This is a genomic window from Dyella kyungheensis (assembly GCF_016905005.1).
Classification (GTDB): Bacteria; Pseudomonadota; Gammaproteobacteria; order Xanthomonadales; family Rhodanobacteraceae; genus Dyella; species Dyella kyungheensis.
The window spans coordinates 268727-288618 of sequence record NZ_JADIKC010000001.1; the positions used below are offsets into that span (position 1 = coordinate 268727).

The 19892-nt window shown below is 65.7% G+C and carries 23 protein-coding genes; 9 read left to right on the forward strand and 14 right to left on the reverse strand.

Annotated features, from left to right (window positions below):
* Window positions 1-14: 14 nt before the first annotated feature.
* The gene (locus ISP20_RS01310) at window positions 15-320 is read right to left on the reverse strand and encodes a GIY-YIG nuclease family protein (protein ID WP_204634249.1); all 306 of its coding nucleotides are present in this window, start codon (window positions 318-320) and stop codon (window positions 15-17) included.
* Between the two features lie 28 nt (window positions 321-348).
* A complete protein-coding gene (locus tag ISP20_RS01315) occupies window positions 349-813 on the reverse strand; it encodes a hypothetical protein (protein WP_204634250.1) in 465 nt (154 codons plus the stop codon).
* Between the two features lie 78 nt (window positions 814-891).
* Here ISP20_RS01315 and ISP20_RS01320 point away from each other — a divergent pair, with 78 nt between their 5' ends.
* Entirely contained in the window at window positions 892-1578 is a 687-nt protein-coding gene (locus ISP20_RS01320; RefSeq protein WP_204634251.1) for a 2'-5' RNA ligase family protein, read from the forward strand.
* Window positions 1579-1628: 50 nt separating this feature from the next.
* Here the strand turns inward: ISP20_RS01320 and ISP20_RS01325 are convergent, their stop codons facing one another.
* From ISP20_RS01325 to ISP20_RS01335, 3 genes are all read right to left on the reverse strand, one after another.
* Entirely contained in the window at window positions 1629-2183 is a 555-nt protein-coding gene (locus tag ISP20_RS01325; protein ID WP_204634252.1) for a Spy/CpxP family protein refolding chaperone, read from the reverse strand.
* A gap of 37 nt (window positions 2184-2220) precedes the next feature.
* Window positions 2221-2571, reverse strand: a complete 351-nt coding sequence (locus ISP20_RS01330; RefSeq protein ID WP_204634253.1) for a hypothetical protein — start codon at window positions 2569-2571, stop codon at window positions 2221-2223.
* A gap of 196 nt (window positions 2572-2767) precedes the next feature.
* Window positions 2768-3172: an ExbD/TolR family protein gene (locus ISP20_RS01335; protein WP_204634254.1), complete on the reverse strand. Its 405-nt coding sequence runs from the start codon at window positions 3170-3172 to the stop codon at window positions 2768-2770.
* A gap of 296 nt (window positions 3173-3468) precedes the next feature.
* Between ISP20_RS01335 and ISP20_RS01340 the strand changes: the two genes are divergently transcribed.
* The 6 genes from ISP20_RS01340 to ISP20_RS01365 all read left to right on the forward strand — a co-directional run bounded on the left by ISP20_RS01340 (window position 3469) and on the right by ISP20_RS01365 (window position 9377).
* Window positions 3469-4866, forward strand: coding sequence for a M20/M25/M40 family metallo-hydrolase (locus ISP20_RS01340; protein ID WP_204634255.1), 1398 nt, complete (start codon window positions 3469-3471; stop codon window positions 4864-4866).
* A 91-nt stretch (window positions 4867-4957) separates the two neighbouring features.
* Window positions 4958-5725, forward strand: a complete 768-nt coding sequence (locus tag ISP20_RS01345) for a class I SAM-dependent methyltransferase (RefSeq protein ID WP_204634256.1) — start codon at window positions 4958-4960, stop codon at window positions 5723-5725.
* Window positions 5726-5746: 21 nt separating this feature from the next.
* Window positions 5747-5956 carry an oxidoreductase-like domain-containing protein gene (locus ISP20_RS01350; RefSeq protein WP_204634257.1) on the forward strand — a complete coding sequence of 70 codons (210 nt, stop codon included), beginning with the start codon at window positions 5747-5749 and terminating at the stop codon, window positions 5954-5956.
* A 328-nt stretch (window positions 5957-6284) separates the two neighbouring features.
* The gene (locus ISP20_RS01355) at window positions 6285-7097 is read left to right on the forward strand and encodes a creatininase family protein (protein WP_204634258.1); all 813 of its coding nucleotides are present in this window, start codon (window positions 6285-6287) and stop codon (window positions 7095-7097) included.
* A gap of 34 nt (window positions 7098-7131) precedes the next feature.
* Entirely contained in the window at window positions 7132-8307 is a 1176-nt protein-coding gene (locus tag ISP20_RS01360; protein WP_204634259.1) for a YncE family protein, read from the forward strand.
* Window positions 8308-8378: 71 nt separating this feature from the next.
* Complete coding sequence (locus tag ISP20_RS01365) at window positions 8379-9377, forward strand: LLM class flavin-dependent oxidoreductase (RefSeq protein WP_204634260.1); 999 nt, start codon at window positions 8379-8381, stop codon at window positions 9375-9377.
* 6 nt (window positions 9378-9383) lie between these two features.
* Here the strand turns inward: ISP20_RS01365 and ISP20_RS01370 are convergent, their stop codons facing one another.
* The 9 genes from ISP20_RS01370 to ISP20_RS01410 all read right to left on the reverse strand — a co-directional run bounded on the left by ISP20_RS01370 (window position 9384) and on the right by ISP20_RS01410 (window position 17523).
* Window positions 9384-10361 carry an HDOD domain-containing protein gene (locus ISP20_RS01370; protein ID WP_239535156.1) on the reverse strand — a complete coding sequence of 326 codons (978 nt, stop codon included), beginning with the start codon at window positions 10359-10361 and terminating at the stop codon, window positions 9384-9386.
* 149 nt (window positions 10362-10510) lie between these two features.
* Window positions 10511-11770 carry a TIGR03862 family flavoprotein gene (locus tag ISP20_RS01375; protein WP_204634602.1) on the reverse strand — a complete coding sequence of 420 codons (1260 nt, stop codon included), beginning with the start codon at window positions 11768-11770 and terminating at the stop codon, window positions 10511-10513.
* 145 nt (window positions 11771-11915) lie between these two features.
* On the reverse strand, window positions 11916-12665 hold the full coding sequence (locus ISP20_RS01380; RefSeq protein ID WP_204634261.1) for a slipin family protein: 750 nt from the start codon (window positions 12663-12665) through the stop codon (window positions 11916-11918).
* Between the two features lie 20 nt (window positions 12666-12685).
* On the reverse strand, window positions 12686-14038 hold the full coding sequence (locus tag ISP20_RS01385) for an NfeD family protein (RefSeq protein WP_338030952.1): 1353 nt from the start codon (window positions 14036-14038) through the stop codon (window positions 12686-12688).
* A 363-nt stretch (window positions 14039-14401) separates the two neighbouring features.
* Window positions 14402-14914 carry a hypothetical protein gene (locus tag ISP20_RS01390; protein ID WP_204634262.1) on the reverse strand — a complete coding sequence of 171 codons (513 nt, stop codon included), beginning with the start codon at window positions 14912-14914 and terminating at the stop codon, window positions 14402-14404.
* Between the two features lie 75 nt (window positions 14915-14989).
* On the reverse strand, window positions 14990-15259 hold the full coding sequence (minE, locus tag ISP20_RS01395; protein WP_204634263.1) for a cell division topological specificity factor MinE: 270 nt from the start codon (window positions 15257-15259) through the stop codon (window positions 14990-14992).
* Between the two features lie 5 nt (window positions 15260-15264).
* On the reverse strand, window positions 15265-16080 hold the full coding sequence (gene minD, locus ISP20_RS01400; RefSeq protein WP_204634264.1) for a septum site-determining protein MinD: 816 nt from the start codon (window positions 16078-16080) through the stop codon (window positions 15265-15267).
* Between the two features lie 43 nt (window positions 16081-16123).
* On the reverse strand, window positions 16124-16891 hold the full coding sequence (gene minC, locus ISP20_RS01405; RefSeq protein ID WP_239535158.1) for a septum site-determining protein MinC: 768 nt from the start codon (window positions 16889-16891) through the stop codon (window positions 16124-16126).
* Between the two features lie 8 nt (window positions 16892-16899).
* Window positions 16900-17523 carry a GNAT family N-acetyltransferase gene (locus tag ISP20_RS01410; RefSeq protein ID WP_204634266.1) on the reverse strand — a complete coding sequence of 208 codons (624 nt, stop codon included), beginning with the start codon at window positions 17521-17523 and terminating at the stop codon, window positions 16900-16902.
* Window positions 17524-17732: 209 nt separating this feature from the next.
* Between ISP20_RS01410 and ISP20_RS01415 the strand changes: the two genes are divergently transcribed.
* Together ISP20_RS01415 and ISP20_RS01420 are read left to right on the forward strand one after the other, a co-directional pair.
* Complete coding sequence (locus tag ISP20_RS01415) at window positions 17733-18962, forward strand: sensor histidine kinase (protein WP_204634267.1); 1230 nt, start codon at window positions 17733-17735, stop codon at window positions 18960-18962.
* A gap of 105 nt (window positions 18963-19067) precedes the next feature.
* Entirely contained in the window at window positions 19068-19709 is a 642-nt protein-coding gene (locus ISP20_RS01420; RefSeq protein ID WP_204634268.1) for a response regulator, read from the forward strand.
* Window positions 19710-19892 lie beyond the last annotated feature (183 nt).

Here is a 19892-nt window from a genome sequence, read left to right on the forward strand (position 1 = left end):
GGTTTGGGATGCCGTCATTCCGCTTGCGGGGTGACGGCTTCCGCCGCTGACGCGCGGCTCAGGTAGCCGAGCTTCCGATGCTTGGGCAATTGCTTGATCTCCCATTCCGCCCGCGATGCCGCTGCGCGGTTGTCGTAGGCACGCGAACCCAGCAGGCGCAGCGGCGGATGCGAACGCGTATAGCGCGCGCCCTTGCCGCTGACGTGCGCCTGGTAGCGCGCATCGAGGTCGTTGGTGATGCCGGCGTAGTAGGTGCCGTCGCGGCATTCGATCAGGTACAGGCACCAGCCACTGGCGGCGGATTCGGTCGTGTGAGTCATTGCACCTAGTGTGCCGCAACGGCCTGGTTTACGCGGCCCGATTGGACAACTTGGTGCGCGCGAAAAACGCGATGATCCAGCCGAACAGCAGCATCGCAGCCAGGTTGGCGATGAAGCTGAAGACGCTGAAATGCGGCACCTTGCTCAGTGCCGAGAGCGGTACCACCACGTAGTTCATCACCGCGAACACCACCACGCCGTAGGCCACGCCCCAGACCGGCCAGCGTGGCGTGGCGGCCACGCGCCGCCCTACGATGAGCACGAAGATCGCGGCGATCAGCAGCGACATGGCCCACTGCAGTACCAGGCCGAGTGCGGCTTCCGTGGCGCCTCCGGCCAGCGCGGCTTTGCCGAGCAGTCCGGCGGCGATGTATCGGAGGATCACCAGCGGACCGTAACCGCTGATCAGGCTGGCGGCGCCGATGTCCAGCGTGCCGGCGACGAATCCGCCCCAGAGGATGGCGGCGAGCAGGGGATGACGCGAGCGAGGCATGCGGTTCTCCGTGGCGTCTGGCGTGGCCACTCTAAACCAACCGGGCCGGCCCGCAACATGCCGGGCCGCGCCGCCCCCATGTCGGCTGCCGTTACTATCGGCGTCATGCTGTTTTCCGATCCCATCGGCGGCCCTGCCGAAACCCTGGTCGCCGACCTGCGCGATTACCCCGAGTGGCATCGGGGGCGCCGCCGCTACGGCATCTGGATGCTGCCGGTCGACGATCCCGCGTTGCTCCAATACATCGATGCGGCGCGTGCACAACTGGCGGACCTGATTCATCCCAGTCCGCGTCGTCAGGCGCATGTCACGGTCTACGTCTGCGGCTTTCATGGCGCCGGCGACCGCGATGACGATTTCCCGCTGCATCGTCTCGACCATCAGGTAGCTTTGCTGGAAGCGCACGCGGGCACCGAATGCGCGTTGCCGCTGGCGGCACTGGACAGCTTTGCCAGTGCAGCCTTCATTCCGGTGGGCGATCCCATGGGCCGCTTGGCGCGCTGGCGCGAGGCGTTGGCTGTGGGCAGCCCTGAGATCAGGCAAGCGCCTTATATCGCCCACATCACGCTGGGTTTGTATCGTCGATGCGTGCCGGCCGAGGTGATTCGTCGTCGGCTGGGTGCGGTGGTGCCGCCGCCTTCATGGCTGAAGGTGAGCGAGCTTCGATATGCCACCTACGAGGCGCAGGACCATTTCGGGCCGCTCGGCGGCGTTCGCCGTGTCGCGCTGGCATCGGCGCTGGTAACAGCGGCGGGCGCGCCATAAAAAAGCGCGGCACGATGATCGTGCCGCGCTTGATGGCCGTGCAGCGTGGATCAGCTATGCGCCGATGACGACGCGCCGGCAGGTGCGGCCTTGCTGGCCTTGCCACCCTTGTGCGGACTGGCGCCCTTGCCGCCGCCGGGATTGCGGTACATCGCATCGGCAATCTGTTTCTGCGCGGGCGAGAGCGCGTCATATAGGTCGCTGAAGGCCGACGAGAGTTTCTTCATGTTGTCCGCGTGCGTCTCGGTGAGATCGGCATAGGACTTCATGGCGTCTTCCGCCGTCATCGTGGACAACTTCTGCGCCCGCTCGCGGAAAGCCTGGTCGGCCTTGCGCGCGTTGTCGCGCATGGTCTGCGCGAAGGTATCCCATGGCTTGGCCTGTTGATCGGTGATCTTCAGCTGGGCATGCAGGTCGGCAATGCGTTGTTCGACCGCATCCGCATGTTTCTGTCCGTGATCCTGCGCGCCCGGCGGCGTGGTGGTGGGCAATTTCTGGGCGGCAGGGGGTGTGGCCGGCGTGGCCTGCTGGGCCCATGCCGGAGCCGCCACCAGCGCCAAGGAGACCAGCGCCGGCAGGGTCAGACTACGAAGCGAATTTTTCATCGTCGGTACTCCCTATGCAGTGAATGGCGGCAGCCATCTAGTAGCCGTCGTTGTAGTAAACGACGCCCGGCGGTGGCGGGGGCGGCGGCGAGGTATAGACCACCGTCGGCGGCGGTTGCGGCGTGTTCGCATTGGAAATGGCCACGCCCGCGGCGACGCCCAGCAGCGCACCGGCGACGATCGCACCGCTGTTGTCGTGGTGATCGTAGTGGTCGTAATGGCTGTAGTGATTGTCGTAATGACCGTGATAGTCGTGATGTTCGTAGTGCGCCGGCGGCGGGCCATGGTGGTATTGCGCGAGCACCGGCAGCGGCAGCGCCATGCATGCCACGGCCATCGCGGCGGCGGCGAGTGTGTTACGTCCTGCGATAGACGGGTTGTGTTTCATCAACATTCCCTCCAGCAGTGCGGCGAGATCGCACGAAGGGAAGCGTAGGTCTGCCGATGTGCACGCCAGCACAACACCGGGCCGCATTTTCCTGCGACTTTCGGCGCGGTTTGCTTATGTCGGTGCGGTGTGACGTTTGCGTTGTCTTGGCACCGACGAGGACGCGGTGCGTCCTCGTCGGCGATCGGGCTCACGCTTAGCGGGGATCCATGAAATCGATCTTCTGCAGGCCTTGTCGCTTGGCGTCGGAAATCACGCTGGCCACGGTCTGATACGAGACGCCGTCGGCTGGGTCGATGACCAAATGGGGTCGCACTGGCAGGTGCGAAGCGATGGCCAGCTGCGAGGACAGCATCGCAGCGTCGATGGGTGCATCGTTCCAGTACATCGAGCCATCGGCATGGATGGACAACTGCACCATGCTCGGCTCGATCGGTGGGTCGAAGGTGGCACCGGGCTGCGGCAGGTCGAGTTTCAATTTGTGCGTCAGCACGGGCGAGGTGATCATGGTGATCACCAGCAGCACCAGCAGGACATCCACCAGCGGCGTGATGTTGATCTGGGCGAGCGGAGCATGCGAAACACGTGCAGAGAAAGCCATGTTCTTCCTCCTGACGGCAGCGTTTGTCGATGTGGATGCCGGGCCTGGGGATGCGCCGGCGGCACCAGATTACTCCCGAAGGGGACGCTCCGCGCAAGCGTGCCTGCGCCTTCGCGCTGCGTCCGTTTGCGTACAGGAATCCTCGTTGCTGCACGGCATCATCCGCAGCGCTGGCCAGTGACTTCGTACCAGGCCGGCGCTGGCGCCTCAAGACAGCGGGGATGGGGCGTCCGCAGTGTTCCGTCGGCGGCGAACCAGACATACTCACGACTCCCTCCGACGCCGGTGAGATGCCCATGTTCCGACCCTTGCTCGCTACGCTGCTGACCTGTTCCGTCGCACTTCCCGCCGTCGCGGCGACGCCGGACGCCAACCAGGCGCAGGCGCGTGACATCTTCAGTCACCTCATCGCCTTCAAGACGGAGATCGGGCAGGGCCAGGTGCCGGTGATGGCGAAGTATCTGGCGGACCAGTTCCGCGCCGCAGGCTTCCCCGATGCGGACATCCATATCATCCCGCACGGCGAGACCGCGGCGATGGTCGTGCGCTACCGCGGCAACGGCACGGGCGGCAAGCCGATCGCGCTGATGGCGCACATGGACGTGGTCACCGCCAAGCCGGAAGACTGGCAGCGCGACCCGTTCAAGCTGATCGAGGAGAACGGTTACTTCTACGGTCGCGGCACCGAAGACATCAAGAGCGGCGTCACTGTGCTGGCGGCCAACTTCATCCAGTTGAAGAAGGCCGGCTTCGTGCCCACGCGCGACCTGATCATCGTCTACACCGGCGACGAGGAAACCACCCAGGAGACCATGGACGACCTGGTGAAAAACCATCGCGACCTGGTCGATGCCGAGTTCGCGCTCAATACGGATGCGGGTGGCGGCGAGCTGAGCGAAGACGGCAAGCCGCTGGTGTTCGGTCTGCAAACGGCGGAAAAGGCCTATGCGGATTTCGAACTGACCACGCGCAACGCCGGCGGCCACAGTTCGCTGCCGCGTGCGGACAACGCCATCTACGAGCTGGCCGATGCGCTGAAGAAAGTGCAGGGCTACGCGTTCCCGGTGATGTCCAACGACACCACTATCGCTTCGTTCAAGGCCTTGGGCGCGACCACGCAGGGCAAGCTGGGTCAGGCGATGCGCGACTTCGCCAAGAATCCGCACGACGCGAATGCTGCCGCCGTGCTGGCGGCGGAACCGTCGGAAGTGGGCAAGACGCGCACCACCTGCGTCGCCACCATGCTGCGCGGCGGCCATGCGGACAATGCGTTGCCGCAGTCGGCGACGGCGAACATCAATTGCCGCATCTTCCCGGGCGTGGCGATCGAGACCGTGCGCAAGACGCTGGCCGATCTGGTCGGCCCGAAGGTGGAGGTCGTGCTGATCGGCAAGGCGATCTCCAGCGATGCCTCGCCGTTGCGCCCCGACGTGGTCGCGGCCGTGACCAAGGCGGTGCATGCCATTCGCCCGGGCGTGGCGATTACGCCGGAGCAGGAATCGGGCGCCACCGACGGCATCTATTTCCGCGCGGCGGGCATTCCCGCCTATGGCGTCAACGGCATGTTCATGAAGAACAGCGATTCGTTCGCGCATGGTCTCAACGAGCGCGTGCCGGTGAAGTCGTTCTATGACGATGTGACCTATTGGCACGTGCTGTTGACCGCGCTGGCCGGACCGGGCACGGGCAAATAACGCGACGGAGCACTGTGTCGAGACACCTGCTGCGCTTTATCCTGTGGGGGCGCACAATGCGCCCCACACCCGCCACACCACGGAGTTCGTCATGCGACCGACCGTACTTGCAGTGCTGGTAGCCCTCGCTTTTCCCGTCACCGCTGCGCTGGCCGCTGCGCCGGCGTCAACGGAAGTCCCTTCCTACGTCACCGCGGCGGTCAACGATCCGGCCCGCAAGGACGACACCGCCAACGACGATCGCCGGAAAATCGCCGACCTGATGGCGTTTGCCGAAGTGAAGCCGGGCCAGTCCGTGGTGGACCTGATCCCGGGCAGCGGCTATTTCACCCGCGTGTTCAGCGGCGTGGTGGGTCCGAAGGGCAAGGTTTTCGCGGTATGGCCGAACGAATACGGCAAGGAGGCCCAGTCCGACGTGCAGGCCTCCAAGGCGCTCGTGGCGCAGCCGCATTACGCCAACGTCGGCGTGCTGATGGTGCCGGCCAAGGAGTTCAAGACGCCGGTGAAGGTTGACCTCGTCTTCACGTCGCAGAACTACCACGACTATCCGGACAAGTTCATGGGCAGCGTCGATCCGGTGACGTTCGACAAGCAGGTGTTCGATTCGCTCAAGCCCGGCGGCCTGTTCGTGGTGATCGACCACGTGGCCGAAGCCGGTTCGGGCATGCGCGACACCGACACGCTGCATCGCATCGATCCGGCCATCGTGAAGAAGCAGGTCGAGTCGGTGGGCTTCGTCTTCGACGGCGAGAGCGACGTGCTGCGCAATCCTGCAGACCCGCACAACATCAAGGTATTCGACAAGTCGATCCGCGGTCATACCGACCAGTTCGTCTATCGTTTCCGCAAGCCGGGTTGATCTTCTGAGCGGAATATTCTGTTGAACGATTCACCGAAAGCCCCGCCGGAGGGCGTACCCGCGCCCTCCGACGATCCACCGCCCATCCCACCGCAACGCCCCGACGACGAAGACTGCTGCGGCCAGGGCTGCGTGCCCTGCATCTTCGATTTCTACGATGAAGCGATGGGCAAGTATCGCGAGGCGCTCGCCGCGTGGAAAGAGCGGCATCCGTTGCAGCCGCCGGACTGATCGCCGCAACGAATGGTGTGGGAACGGACTTGTCCGCGACTGCCACCTCTCATGATCTCCGCTGTCTTTGTTGTTCGCGAACAGCCATGGCTGAGGGCGCCGATGCGTCAGCGTCGCGCACAAGTGCGCTCCCACAACGGGGCGAGGTACGCATCGCTGCGGCCACGGCGGTGAGATCGTGGCAAAAAGCGCGGTAGTTGCCGGTCTCCCGACTCCCCTGTGCGCGACACGTCAACGGAGCCAGCCGCCCGCATGTGGCAGTCGCGCATAGGGTGCGCTCTCACAGGAGGGCGTTCTACACTGGGTGTCTGCTTTTCAGGACGATGCCATGCCTTCCTTGTCGCTCCGCGCGCTTGCCTGCGGACTTTTGCTATTGGGCGCCTCGACCGCCTTCGCCCAGACGCCGCACACCGTGCAGCTGCAAGACCTCACCTGGACTGAAATCCGCGACCAGGTGCAGGCCGGCAAGACCACCATCATCATTCCGATCGGCGGCACCGAGCAGAGCGGCCCATACATCGCGGTGGGCAAGCACAATGCACGCGCGGCCTTTCTCGCGCAGAAGATCGCCGAGCGACTGGGCAACGCGCTGGTGGCGCCGGTGGTGACTTACGTGCCCGAAGGCGGCACCGCGCCGCCGAGTTCGCACATGCGTTTTCCCGGCACCATCACGATTCCCGATGCGGTGTTCGAGCAGCTGCTGGAATCGGCGGCGCAAAGCTTCGCCGTGCATGGCTTCCGCAACATCGTCCTGCTGGGCGACCACGGCGGCTATCAGAAAGATCTGGATCGCGTGGCCGCCAAGTTGAACAAGGGCTGGGGCGGCAAGGCGCGTGCCCTCGTGCCGCCGGAGTACTACGCCACCTCGTCCGACGGCTTCAACCAGATCCTGCGCCAGCACGGCGTCAAGGACAACGAGATCGGCACGCATGCCGGCCTAGCCGATACCTCGCTGCAGCTCGCCGCCGATCCGAAGATGGTGCGCCTGGGCCAATTGCAGGACGGCCCCAAGCTGGGCGCGGCCGATGGCGTCTATGGCGGCGATCCGCGCCGCTCCTCGGCTGAGCTCGGTCAGCTGGGCGTGGATGCTATTGTGGTAAATACGGTCAATGCCTTGCGTCGCGACACGCAGGCACGTTGACCTTCCCCATATCACCCAAACCAAGTTGTGACTCATGGCCATCGTTAAATCCCTGCGTTCCTCCCGTTTGTTCCGCCTCGCACCGTTGGCGCTTGCCGCTGCGTGCCTGGGCGGCAATGCCCTGGCAGCCTCGTCCGTGAACACCGTGCCCGGCATGCCGCCGGTGGTGAATCCCGCCAACATGTACAGCGAGTCGGGCCTGGGCCACCTCAGCTCGGTGGTGAAGAACGATCCGGCACGCATCTACGTGCCCAACCTGCGTTCGAACGACGTCTACGTGATCGATCCGGCCACCTACAAGGTGGTGGACAAGTTCAAGGTGGGCGAGGGTCCGCAGCACGTGGTGCCGTCGTGGGACCTGCGCACGCTATGGGTCACCAACAACGCCGAGCGCAAGAAGACCGGCAGCCTCACGCCGATCGATGCCGCCACCGGCAAGCCGGGCACGGCGGTGCCGGTGGATGACCCGTACAACATGTACTTCACGCCGGACGGCAAGGAAGCCATCGTCGTCGCCGAAGCGTTCGCGCGCCTGGATTTCCGCGATGCGCACAGCATGAAGGAGCACTCCAGCCTCAGCGCGCCGGAGTGCAAGGGCATCAACCATGCCGACTTCGCCATCGACGGCAGCTATGCGATTTTCACCTGCGAGTTCACCGGCAAGCTGGTGAAGATCGACATGGTCAACCGCAAGGTGCTCGGTTACCTGGATCTGTCCAAGAAGGGCATGCCGCAGGACATTCGTGCGTCTCCTGACGGCAAGACGTTCTACGTGGCCGACATGATGGCCGACGGCGTGTACCTGATCGACGGCGCCAGCTTCAAGCAGGTGGGCTTCATCAAGACCGGCGTGGGCACGCACGGCCTGTACCCCAGCCGCGACGGCAGCAAGTTGTACGTGGCCAACCGCGGCTCCAACAAGGTGCACGGTCCGCGCGGCGGCAAGGGCAGCGTGTCGGTGATCGACTTCGCCTCGCAGAAGGAGGTGGCGAACTGGCCGATCCCCGGCGGCGGCAGCCCGGACATGGGCAACGTGAGCGCCGACGGCAAGACGCTGTGGCTCTCGGGCCGCTTCGATGACGAGGTCTATGCGATCGACACCAGCACCGGCCAGGTGCGCAAGATCAAGGTAGGCCAGGAGCCGCACGGTCTGGCCGTGTGGCCGCAGCCGGGCCGCTATTCGCTGGGCCATACCGGCATCATGCGCTAAGCGCAGGCGGCGGGGCTGGCATTTGCCGGCCCCGTCCCCAGATACAAGGGCTTCCCCGTCGAGGAAGCTCCATGATTCCTTTTTCCGTACTTGATCTGGCGCCCGTTACCGAGGGCAGCGATACCACCCAGGCGTTCGCCAACACGCTGGATCTGGCGCGCCGCGCCGAAACGCTGGGCTACAACCGCTACTGGCTGGCCGAACACCACAACATGCCGGGCATCGCCAGCGCTGCCACCGCCGTGCTGATCGGCCATGTGGCGGGCGGTACCTCGACCATTCGGGTGGGTGCCGGCGGCATCATGTTGCCGAACCACGCGCCGCTGCAGGTGGCCGAGCAGTTCGGCACGCTGGCTTCGCTGTATCCGGGGCGTATCGATCTGGGCCTGGGCCGTGCGCCGGGCACCGATCACGCCACGGCGCGCGCCTTGCGCCGCTATTTCGACAGCGCCGAGCAGTTCCCCCAGGACGTGGCCGAGCTGCTGTCCTATTTCGAACCCGCCACGCCCAACCAGCCGGTGCGCGCCGTCCCTGGCGCCGGCATCGAGGTGCCGGTGTGGCTGCTGGGTTCCAGCCTGTTCAGTGCCCGGCTGGCGGCGGCGATGGGGCTGCCGTTTGCCTTCGCCTCGCACTTTGCGCCCGATGCGATGGATGAGGCCCTGGCCCTCTACCGTCGCGATTTCCGGCCGTCGCAACGCCTGCAGGCGCCCCACGCCATGTTGGGGATAAACATCGTGGCCGCGGCCAGCGATGCGGAAGCCCGGCGCCTGTTCACCACCCAGCAGCAGAGTTTCGTCAATCTGCGCCGCGGGCGACCCGGACTGATTCCGCCGCCGATCGACAACATCGAAAACTACTGGACGCCCACCGAGAAGTTCGGCGTGCAACAGGCGCTCGCCTGCGCCGTGGTGGGCAGTGCCGACACGGTGAAGGACGGGATCGAGGCCTTCGTCGAGCGCCATCGGCCTGACGAGTTGATGATCACCGCCAACGTGTTCGAGCACGAGGCGCGTTGTCGTTCGTTCGCCGTCGTGGCCGAGGTGAGAGAGCGTCTCCTCGCGGCAAAGTGAGGTCGATCAGGTCGCGGCGAAACTCCGGCGCAGGTCCTGCTGGCAACGTGCCAGCAGTTGCGGCGGGAAGGTGGCGACCGGATCCTCGCTGTAACCGGAGTCCAGATCGAGCATGCCCTGCTCGGCCAGCAGCTGGTTCATCGCCAGCCGCTGCGATACGTAGAGCACGCGGCTCATCGGCAGCATCAGCGCGGCATGGCCGTGCTCCAGGTGCTCCACCAGCGCGTCCTGCACGGGCGGCGGCAGCTCCCAGTGCTGGCCCGCCTGCACGGTGAGCTGCGCGGCGAGCTGCACGCAGCTGTCGATGAAGGCGGTGGAACTGGCGGGCAGCTCGGTGTTCTGCAACTCGCGATCGAGCAGGCGCGCCACCGCACCGAGGCCGCTGTAGCCGACCAGGGCCACCAGGTACGCCTCGAACGCGTCGCACTGTCCCTTGCTCAGGTACACCGCGGCATGCGCGCAACGTTCGGCGTGGTCCCACAGTCGCTGGCCCACGATCTGTCCGTTGGCGCCGGCGCTGGCCATCAGGATGGGCTTCATCACGTACGAGGTCACCACGTGGCGCAGGCCGATCTGGCCGAGCAGCACCACCGCGTGCTGCAGGCTGCCGATCGGATGGGCGGTGCGGTAGGTGACGCTGCCGGTGACGCGCATCACTTCGCCCACCAGTACGGGATCGCGCTTGATCAGGTCGGCCAGCTGGGCGCCGCTGAGCTTGTCGTTCTTCATTGCGCGCATCAGCTGCGGCAGCACGGTGGGCATGCGCGGCAGGCTGCGCACGTCGAAGCGGCCGTTTTCGCACTGATCCTTCAGGCGCTGGAGAATGGCCTGTTCGCGCTGCTTGTCGGGCGCATCGCCCGCGTCCACCGGTTGGTTGAGGATGAAGCGGACGAAGCGCTCGGCGAGTTCGTCGCCCGACACCGTGTCGTGCGGCACGGGCGCGTCGGAGTGTTCCGGTTCGGGCACGGAGGGGCGCGCCGCCATGGGTTCCGCCGCGCGCTCACGTCCGAATACTCGCCACCAGTTCCCCATCATCGTGCTGCCAGCTCCCTCGTGTGGCACCCGCTACGCTCGGTGTATCGGCCGCCGGCGGGAAATATGTAGCGCCACGGATCTGCCTTGCGACGCTCTGCTCAGTTATCGGCCGCCGGCGGCAAATGCTTGATCCAGTCGGCGGCGCCGAGCCCGGCGCGGCGTCCGCTGGCGAAGCAGGCAGTAAGCAGGTAGCCGCCGGTGGGGGCCTCCCAGTCGAGCATTTCGCCGGCGCAGAACACGCCGGGGCAGGCGTCGAGCATCAGCGCCGGGTTCAGCGCCTCCAGCCGCACGCCGCCGCCGCTGCTGATCGCTTCCTCGATGGGACGCGCATGGGCGAGCCGCAGCGGCAGGCGCTTGATGGTGCGCGCCAGACTGTCCGTGTCGTGGAACTGCTCGCGGTCGAGCACTTCGTGCAGCAGCGCGGCCTTCACCCCGGTGAGGCCGGTCTGGCGACGCAGGTGGTCGCTCATGGAATGTTTGCCCCGCGGCTTGGCAAGATCGGCGCGCAGGCGTTCGAGCGTGCGGTCGGGCGAGAGATCGAGTTCGATGGTGAGCGGCCCGTGCGCGGCGATGGCATCGCGGATCAGCGCGGAATACGCGTAGATCAAGCTGCCTTCGATGCCGCCGGCAGTGATCACGCATTCGCCTTGGCGTGCGTGCTCGTGGCCGTGCTGGTCGCGCAGGTGGATCGTCACGGGCTTCAGCGGCGCGCCGGCAAAACGGCCGGCGATGTGTTCGCTCCAGCCGATGTCGAAACCGCAGTTGGACGGCACCAGCGGCGATACATCGACGCCGCGCTCGCGCAAGGGCGCCTGCCATGCACCGTCCGAACCCAGCTCCGGCCAGCTGCCGCCGCCCATCGCGAGCACCACCGCATCGGCGCGAACTGCCTGCTCGCCCTCGGGCGTGGCGAAGCGCAGCGCGCCATCGTCGGTCCAGCCCAGCCAGCGGTGATGCACATGGAAGCGCACGCCGCTTTCGCGCAGGCGGCGCACCCAGCCACGCAACAACGGCGCGGCTTTCAGGTCGCTGGGAAACACGCGTCCCGAGGTGCCGACGAAGGTTTCCACGCCCAGGCCACGGGCCCAGGCGCGCAAGTCCTCTGCGTCGAAATCGTCCAGCCATTCGCCCACTTCGCGCGAACGTGTGCCGTAACGCTGCACGAAATCGGGCTTCGCTTCGCCGTGGGTGAGGTTCATGCCGCCCTTGCCGGCGATGAGGAACTTGCGTCCTACCGAGCCCTTGGCATCGAACACATCCACCGATACCCCGGCCGCATGCGCGGCCTCGGCCGCCATCAGGCCGGCGGGGCCGCCGCCGATGATGGCGACGCTGACATGGGTGGGCGTGCTGGACATGGCGGCGCGGCTGGCGAATGGCCGCTCATTGTACAGACACACGCGTCCTCACCCCCGTAGGAGCGCACCCTGTGCGCGACTCAACCTTGCCCCGAGGCCAGGCCAGTCGCGCACAGGGTGCGCTCCCACAGACGAACCCAGGCGCTCAGCCGCTTGGTCCCAGCAGCGGCTTCAACAGGTCCAGCGGCAGCGGGAACACGATGGTCGACGCCTTGCCGCTGTTGGACATGTCCGACATGGTCTGCATGTAGCGCAGCTGCAACGCCTGCGGTTGCTGCGCGAGCACGGCGGCGGCATCGCGCAATTTTTCCGCGGCCTGCAGTTCGCCTTCCGCATGGATCACCTTGGCGCGGCGCTCGCGTTCGGCTTCGGCTTGGCGGGCGATCGCGCGCACCATGGTTTCGTTGAGGTCGACATCCTTGATTTCGACGTTGCTGACCTTGATGCCCCAGGGATCGGTCGCTTCGTCCAGGATCTGCTGCAGGCTGTGATTGATCGAATCGCGTTGCGAAAGAATATCGTCCAGTTCGTGCTGGCCGAGCACCGAGCGCAGGCGCGTCTGCGCCAGCTGGCTGGTGGCCTGGTAGAAATCGGCCACCTGCAGCATCGCCTTGTCTGGTTCCACCACGCGGAAGTAGACCACCGCGTTGACGCGCACGGAGACGTTGTCGCGCGAGATCACGTCTTGCGGCGGCACGTCCATCACGGTCACGCGCAAATCCACCCGCATCATGCGCTGCACGATCGGCACCAGCAGCACCAGGCCCGGTCCTTTGGTGCCGGTGTAGCGGCCGAGCGTGAGCACCACGCCGCGCTGGTATTCCGGCAGCACCTTGATCGACAGGAACAATAGGGCGATCACCCAGATCACGATCACGCCGACGAAGCCAATCATGTGTTTCTCCTTTGCTGAAGTCAGGCGCGGGTGATGCGCAGCAGCAGGCCGTCGCGTCCCACCACGCGGATACGTGAGCCGGCCGGCAGGCTGGCATCGCCATGCACGCGCCATTGCTCGCCGCCGATGCGCGCCCAGCCGTCGCCGGCTGCATCGAGCGGCTGGATCAGTTCGCCGGTGCTGTGCAACATCTGTTCGTCGCCGTTGAACGTCCGCACGCGGCGCGTGCGCGCCACCAGGCGCAGCAAGACCATCAACACCGCCACGCCGCCCAGGGCGATGCCGGCAATCACCCCCACATTCACTTCGTACCCCGGCACGTCGGCATCGAACAGCATGATCGAGCCGATCACGAACGCCACCACGCCGCCCAGGCCGATGGCACCGACCGACGGCATCATGGCTTCGGCCAGCACCAGCCCCACGCCCAGCAGCATCAAGGCGAGGCCTGCATAGTTCACCGGCAACAGCTGCAGTGCGTACAGGCCGACCAGCAGGCAGATGGCACCGGCGATACCGGGCACCAGCACGCCGGGATGGAACGCTTCCAGCACCAGTCCGTAGATGCCGGCGAGCAGCAGCAGGTAGGCGATGGTGGGATGGGTGATCAGGCTCAGCAGATGGGTGCGCCAGTTGGGCGCGTAATTGCGCACGGGCAGCTGGGACAGATGCAGCACTACGTCTTTGCCGCCAACGTGCACGCGCCGTCCCTCCACGCTCAAGAGCAGCGCGGTGAGATCCGCGGCGACCAGATCCACCACGTGCTTCTGCAGGGCTTCGTCGGCGGTGAGTGTTGCCGCGCCTTGCACCGACTGCGCGGCCCACTCCGCATTGCGGCCATTGAGCTGCGCCAGCGAACGGATCGATGCGACCGCATCGTTGATCGCCTTGTTGGATTCGGCATCGGTTTTCGCGTTGCCCGGTGCCGATGCGGCCGGCGAGGGCAGGGGGCTGCCGCCACCGAGCGCCACCGGCGTGGCCGCACCCAGATGGGTGGCAGGCGCCATCGCCGCAATGTGGCAGGCGTAGAGGATGTAGGTGCCGGCCGAGGCCGCACGTGCACCGCTGGGCGCGACGTAGCCGATCACCGGCTGAGGGGAAGCGAGGATGCTGGCGATGATCTGCCGCATCGAATCGGACAGGCCTCCCGGCGTATCCATCTGCAGCACGACGGCGCGGGCGCCATCGCGTGCGGCGCGTTGCAAGGAGGCATCGACGTATTCGGCGGCGGCCGGTCCGATGGCGCCGGTGAGTTCGATGTGTGCCACGAAGCTGTCGGGACGCGGCGAGCCACCGGTGACATCACCGGCTGCGCTGGTGGCCAGCATCGCGGCGCACAGAACGCTGACCGCTGTCTTGAGCCAGGGTGTCACGCACGGTCTCCCGTTTGGCGATATCACACTGCGCCAGCGGGTGTTGTGTCGACGTGAGATTAGAGCCTGTTCATGATCTCCGCGTAGCCCGCGTTGTTCTTGAGTGGCCGCCAGGCGGTAGTGCGTGGCGCTGCGCCTGCCTGGTGGGCAGGTCAAGCCGCGCGCTACCGCCTGGCGGCCACTCAAGAACAACCCGCCGGGCCGGGTCTGTTTGCCCACAGGCCGGCGTCATCACTCAGTCGTGTACGGACGTACACTCCTTCCCTCTTCCTTGTCCTGCGCGCAAACAGATCCCGGCGCGGGCCACGCGGAGATCATGAACAGGCTCTAAGCAAGGTTTTGCTTGCCCCGAAGCGGTCGCGGTCAGCTGAAAACCGGTCTTCCCTGAGCGTCCAGCAGACCGTGTTCCACCAGCCAAAGCCTGGCATTGGCGGCGTCTTCGCCAAACCATGCCTGGGCGGAGCCGAGCCGGAAGGTGTAGCCCCAGGCGTCCATGTCGGCCATCAGGCGCGCGCGGCCGACGCCGGGCAACTCGTCGGCCAGCACGATCTGCAGATAGCAGGTGGCGTCTTCCTCGGCGATGGAATCGGTGGCATCGGTATGCACCTGGCTGCGCCGCTCGGGCGGCAGCACGATCAGATGGCCGGCCTCGTGCAGCAGCGAATGCACCGGCGTGTCGTCGCGTGCATACACCGTGGTGCCGATGATGCCGGCTTCCTCGTCGCCCCAGAAACTGCCCGGAATGGCTGTGCCGGGCGCCACCCGTTCGAGCGCGAGTCCGTAACGGGCAAGCAGCGTCGCCGGCGCTTCGAAGCCGATCTCGGCCACGCGCATCACGCTTGCTTCGTCAGTGGAGGAGGGAAGGGCAACAGGCATCGGATGAAAGTCGCCGCCGGATCGCAGCGGCGAAGGCGGTGCAATGCGTGGCGCGGAAGATCCGCGCCACGTCGATCACACGGTTTTGGCTGGCGTGTTCTCGGGCAGCGCCACGGAGAGCTCGAGGATCTCGTGTCCGCTGTCGCGCTCGACATTGATGTTGATGGCTTCGAGGTCGACGTGGACGTATTTCTTGATCACTTCGAGCAGCTCGTTGCGCAGCAACGGCAGGTAGTCGGGAGCGCCACGGGTCGAGCGCTCCTGAGCCACGATGATGCGAAGACGCTCCTTGGCGAGTCCAGCGGTGGGTTCCGGCTTGCGCTTCAGGAAATCAAGAATACCCATGCCGATCAGCCTCCGAATACGCGCTGGAAGAAGCCCTTCTTCGGCACTTCGAGGAAGCGCAGGGCACGTTCTTCACCAAGGATGCGGGCAACGGTGTCGCTGTACGCCTGACCCGCGAACGAGTTGTCGTCCAGGATCACCGGCACGCCGGCGTTGGATGCCGCCAGTACGTTTTCCGATTCGGGAATCACGCCCACCACGTTGATGCCGAGGATTTCCTCGACGTCCTTCACGCTGAGCATTTCGCCCACCGCCACGCGGGCCGGGTTGTAGCGCGTCAGCAGCAGGTGCTGCTTGATCGCGCCGTCGCCGCGTTCGGCGCGGCGGGTCTTGCTGGCGAGCAGGCCCAGGATGCGGTCCGAGTCGCGCACCGAGGACACTTCCGGGTTCACCACCACCACGGCGTGGTCGGCGAAATACATCGCCAGGTGCGCACCCTTTTCGATGCCGGCAGGCGAATCACAGACGACGAAATCGAAGCCTTCCTTGCCCAGGTCCTCGAGCACCTTCTCGACGCCTTCCTGGGTCAGCGCGTCCTTGTCGCGCGTCTGGCTGGCCGCCAGCACGTAGAGGGTCTCGTAGCGCTTGTCCTTGATCAGCGCCTGCTTGAGCGTGGCTTCGCCGTGCACGACGTTGACGAAGTCGTACACCACGCGCCGCTCGCAGCCCATGATGAGGTCGAGGTTGCGCAGGCCGACGTCGAAATCGATCACCGCGACTTTCTTGCCGGCCATGGCGAGGCCCGTGGCAAGCGAGGCACTGGTCGTGGTCTTGCCCACGCCACCCTTGCCCGAGGTGACAACGATAATCTCAGCAGTCAAGGCTCATCTCCGCATGGTTCTTTGTAGTTGTAATGACTGATCGTCACAGCTTGGCGATCAGCAATTTTTCCCCTTCGAGCCAGCATCGCACAGACTGGCCTTCGAGGTCCTTTGGAATTTGTTCAAACACGCGGTAGTGCCCGGCGATGGCCACCAACTCCGCGCGGAAGTCTGAAATGTATATGCGCGCTTTCTCATCACCCTGTGCGCCGGCCATCGCGCGGCCGCGCACGGCGCCGTAGACATGGATGCTGCCGTCGGCAATCACTTCGGCGGCGTTGGCGATGGCGCCGGTGACGACCAGGTCGCGATCGCGCGCATACACCTGCTGGCCCGAACGCACGGTGCCTTCGTAGTGCTGCGCGCCGAGCGTGGACACCGGAGCGGCGGGTTCTGCTTCCTGTCGCACCGGTTCCGCGCGGCGCGGCGGTTCCGCGGCAGCGGCGGACGGCGCCGGCGGCGCGATGCTGCCGCCGTCGGCTGGTTCGTAGGCGGCGCGGAACTTGGCGATCAACGGCAGGCCCATGCGCTGCGCCAGCGCATCGACTTCGCTGGTGCCGTAGGCCAGCCCCACCGGCAGCATGCCGGCACTGCGGATGGCTTCGAGCAGGGCGTCGACCGTGCCGTCGTCCGGCAGCTTCAGCAGATGGCTGAGATCCAGCACCACGGCGGCGCGTGAGAACAATTGGGGGGCGGCACGGACGCGGCGTTCCAGCTCTTCGCACAGCGCGGCCGCATCCACGCGCTTGATGCGCACGTTGGCTATGCCGACCTGGCCGAAGCGCAGGTCACAGGCGTCTTGTTGATCCATCTTTGCATTCACGGGCGCTGCTCTCCCGCGAGGCGGCGCTGGGTGGTATCGGGAGGAGGGGACGAATGCTGGCGTTCGGCCAGCCACGGCACATCGGGAAGGCCGTCGTGGTCCAGATAGGTCTCTCGCACAAAGGCGTAGCTGGGCAGGTCCTTGGCCAGCAGGCTCACCTGCGGACCGTCGCTGCCCATGCGTTGCTGGCCCACTTCCTGGAAACCGTAGGTGCCGTGGAACAGCACCACCACGTCGTCGCGCGGCTCCAGGAAAACCTCGCAGGTCAGCAGCGGCACGCGCACTTCCGCATAGCTGGTCACGTCGCAATAGAAGATGCGACCCAGGCCATGACGGCGATAGGCGTTGGCGATGACGATGCGATCGATATAGGCAAACTGCGGGTAGTGCTGGGAGAACCAGTGATAGTTCGGACTGTCGTAATCGCGACCTTCGCGGAGCGCGATGAGAAACCCGGCGAGTTGGCCATCGATCTCGGCCACCCGGAAATAGTCCGCATGGTCGAAGAAGTAGCGCAGCTGTGCCGAGTCCAGGGCGAGGATGGTGCGGCCGGCGGCGTTGTTGAGCGCCAGTACGGCATCCAGGTCGTGCTCACGCACGTCGCGGATGGCAAGGGCCATTCGTTGCTCCGCTTGGTTTGATTCGAGGGTAAGACCGTTGGTTCGGCCTCGCGTGACATCGGCATTATGGCATGTGCCCGGCGGCCGCACATAACACGGCGCACCATGTAAAACCTTTGTAAAGCGCCCTCAGTCATGCCTTCTGGCAGGGGGAGGCTAATGACTTCTCGCGCATTGCACCACGCCTGCAGGTAGCGAATGATGCAGGCATGGCCTGGTCAAACATTAATCACATCCGGCTGCTCCGGTACGCTGGTCTGTTCACGTACCTGTGCGTGGCGTTGCCGTTGCTGTCCGGTCCCGGGGGGCTCGCCGAGGTCAGCGCCTGGTGGAGCAACCCGAACATCACCGGCTGGCTGCTTTCCTACCTCATCTATGGGGTGACCTATCTGCTGCTGACGCGGCGCTCGGGCATGGCGCGCCAGACCAGCTATCCCTCGGTGGTCAAGCTGTTCGGGCTGGTGGTGCTTACCGGTTCGGCGGTGGCGATGGGCTGGTTCAGCCAGAGCGGCCTGTCGGCGATGCTGATGCTGGTGATCGCGGTGGTCCTGCCCTGGCAGCTGCCGGTGGGTGCCGGGCTGGTCTGGATGCTGCTGCAGAACCTGATGCTGATGCCCATCTTCGCCAGCTTTGCCGGCTGGACGGTGGTCACCGCGTTCCTGCAGGTGTGCATGTACCTGGGCATTTCGGCGCTGGTCTTCTTCACCTCGATGATCGCCAGCCTGCAGGCCGAGGAGCGCGAGGTGCAGCGGCGCCTGAATTCCGAGCTGCGCGCCACCCGCGCCCTGCTGGCCGAATCCACCCGCATTGCCGAGCGCATGCGCATCGCCCGCGACCTGCACGACCTGGTGGGCCATCACCTGACCGCGCTCAGCCTCAACCTGGAAGTGGCCAGCCATCTGGTCAATGCCCAGGCGGCCGAGCACGTGCACAAGGCCCAGGTCACCGCCAAGCATCTGCTGTCGGATGTGCGCGAAGTGGTCAGCGAGTTGCGCCAGGACGACGCGATCGACCTCACCGTGGCCCTGCGCAGCCTCACCGAGGGCGTGCCCGGCCTGAACGTGCACATGGAAACGCCGCCCCGGTTCAGCGTGGAGGACCCGCGCCGAGCCCAGGTGCTGTTGCGCTGTGCGCAGGAAATCATCACCAATACCGCTCGCCATGCCGGCGCCCGCAACCTGTGGCTGCGCTTCGACTACGTCAATGCCAACCTGCTGGAGCTGTACGCCCGCGACGATGGCCGTGGCGCGACCAACTTCCGGCCGGGCAACGGCTTGTCCGGCATGCGCGAGCGGCTGGTCGAATTCGAGGGCAGCGTGACGGTGGACGCGGCGCTCCTGCAAGGTTTTGCGTTGACCGTGCGGCTGCCGCTGGGCGAGGTAGCGCAACTCGCCCATACGCCGTCACGGTTCGAGCCCCCGGCCCTGGGCATGCTGTAGCCTTGCCCGGTTGTCGTGTAAAAATGTGTTGCTTGGAAAGCAGCATCGTTCTCTCCGTTGGCCGCGGGCATCGCACGCCGGCCACCTACGTTTCGAGGATCCGCGATGATTTCCGTCTGTCTCGTCGACGACCAGAACCTGGTTCGCCAGGGTGTCCGTTCACTGCTGGACCTGGCGGAGGACATCCGCGTGGTGGCCGAATGCGCCGATGGCGCCCAGGCCGTGCAGGACATTCCACGGATCAAGCCCGATGTGGTGCTGCTGGACCTGCGCATGCCCAACATGAGCGGCCTGGAAGTGCTGCAGGCACTGTCCGCCCGCAACGAATTGCCGCCCACCATCATCCTCACCACCTTCGATGACGATCAGCTGGTGCTGCAGGGCTTGAAGGCCGGCGCCCGCGGCTACCTGCTCAAGGACGTCTCGCTGGAGCAACTGGTGGAGGCGGTTCGCACCGTGGCCGCTGGCGGCTCGCTGGTGGCACCGATGGTGACCCAGCGCCTGCTGGCCGGCTTGGGCCGCATGCAGAACCAGTTCACCAGCCTGGAACAGCCCGATCCCCTGACCGAGCGCGAGACGGAGATCCTCCGCCTGCTGTCGGGCGGCTACAGCAACAAGGAGATCGCCAACTCGCTGAAGGTGGCGGAGGGAACGGTGAAGAACCACGTTTCCAACATTCTCTCCAAGCTGGGCGTGCGCGACCGCACGCGCGCCGTGCTGAAGGCGCTGGAGCTTGGCATCGTCTAAGCGCCGGTAAACAGGCTAAAACCTTGCGGGGCCTTGCCGGACGCCATTCGCAGGCGTCTGGAAGGCACGCGTCAGGCAGTCTTTACGGCTGGACGCCGGAGCAAGTAGTATCGGGCAATTCGGCGCTGGCCGACCCCCCGTTCATGCCGTGATTCTTCGGGAATCTCCCGTGGCGGGCCGGTC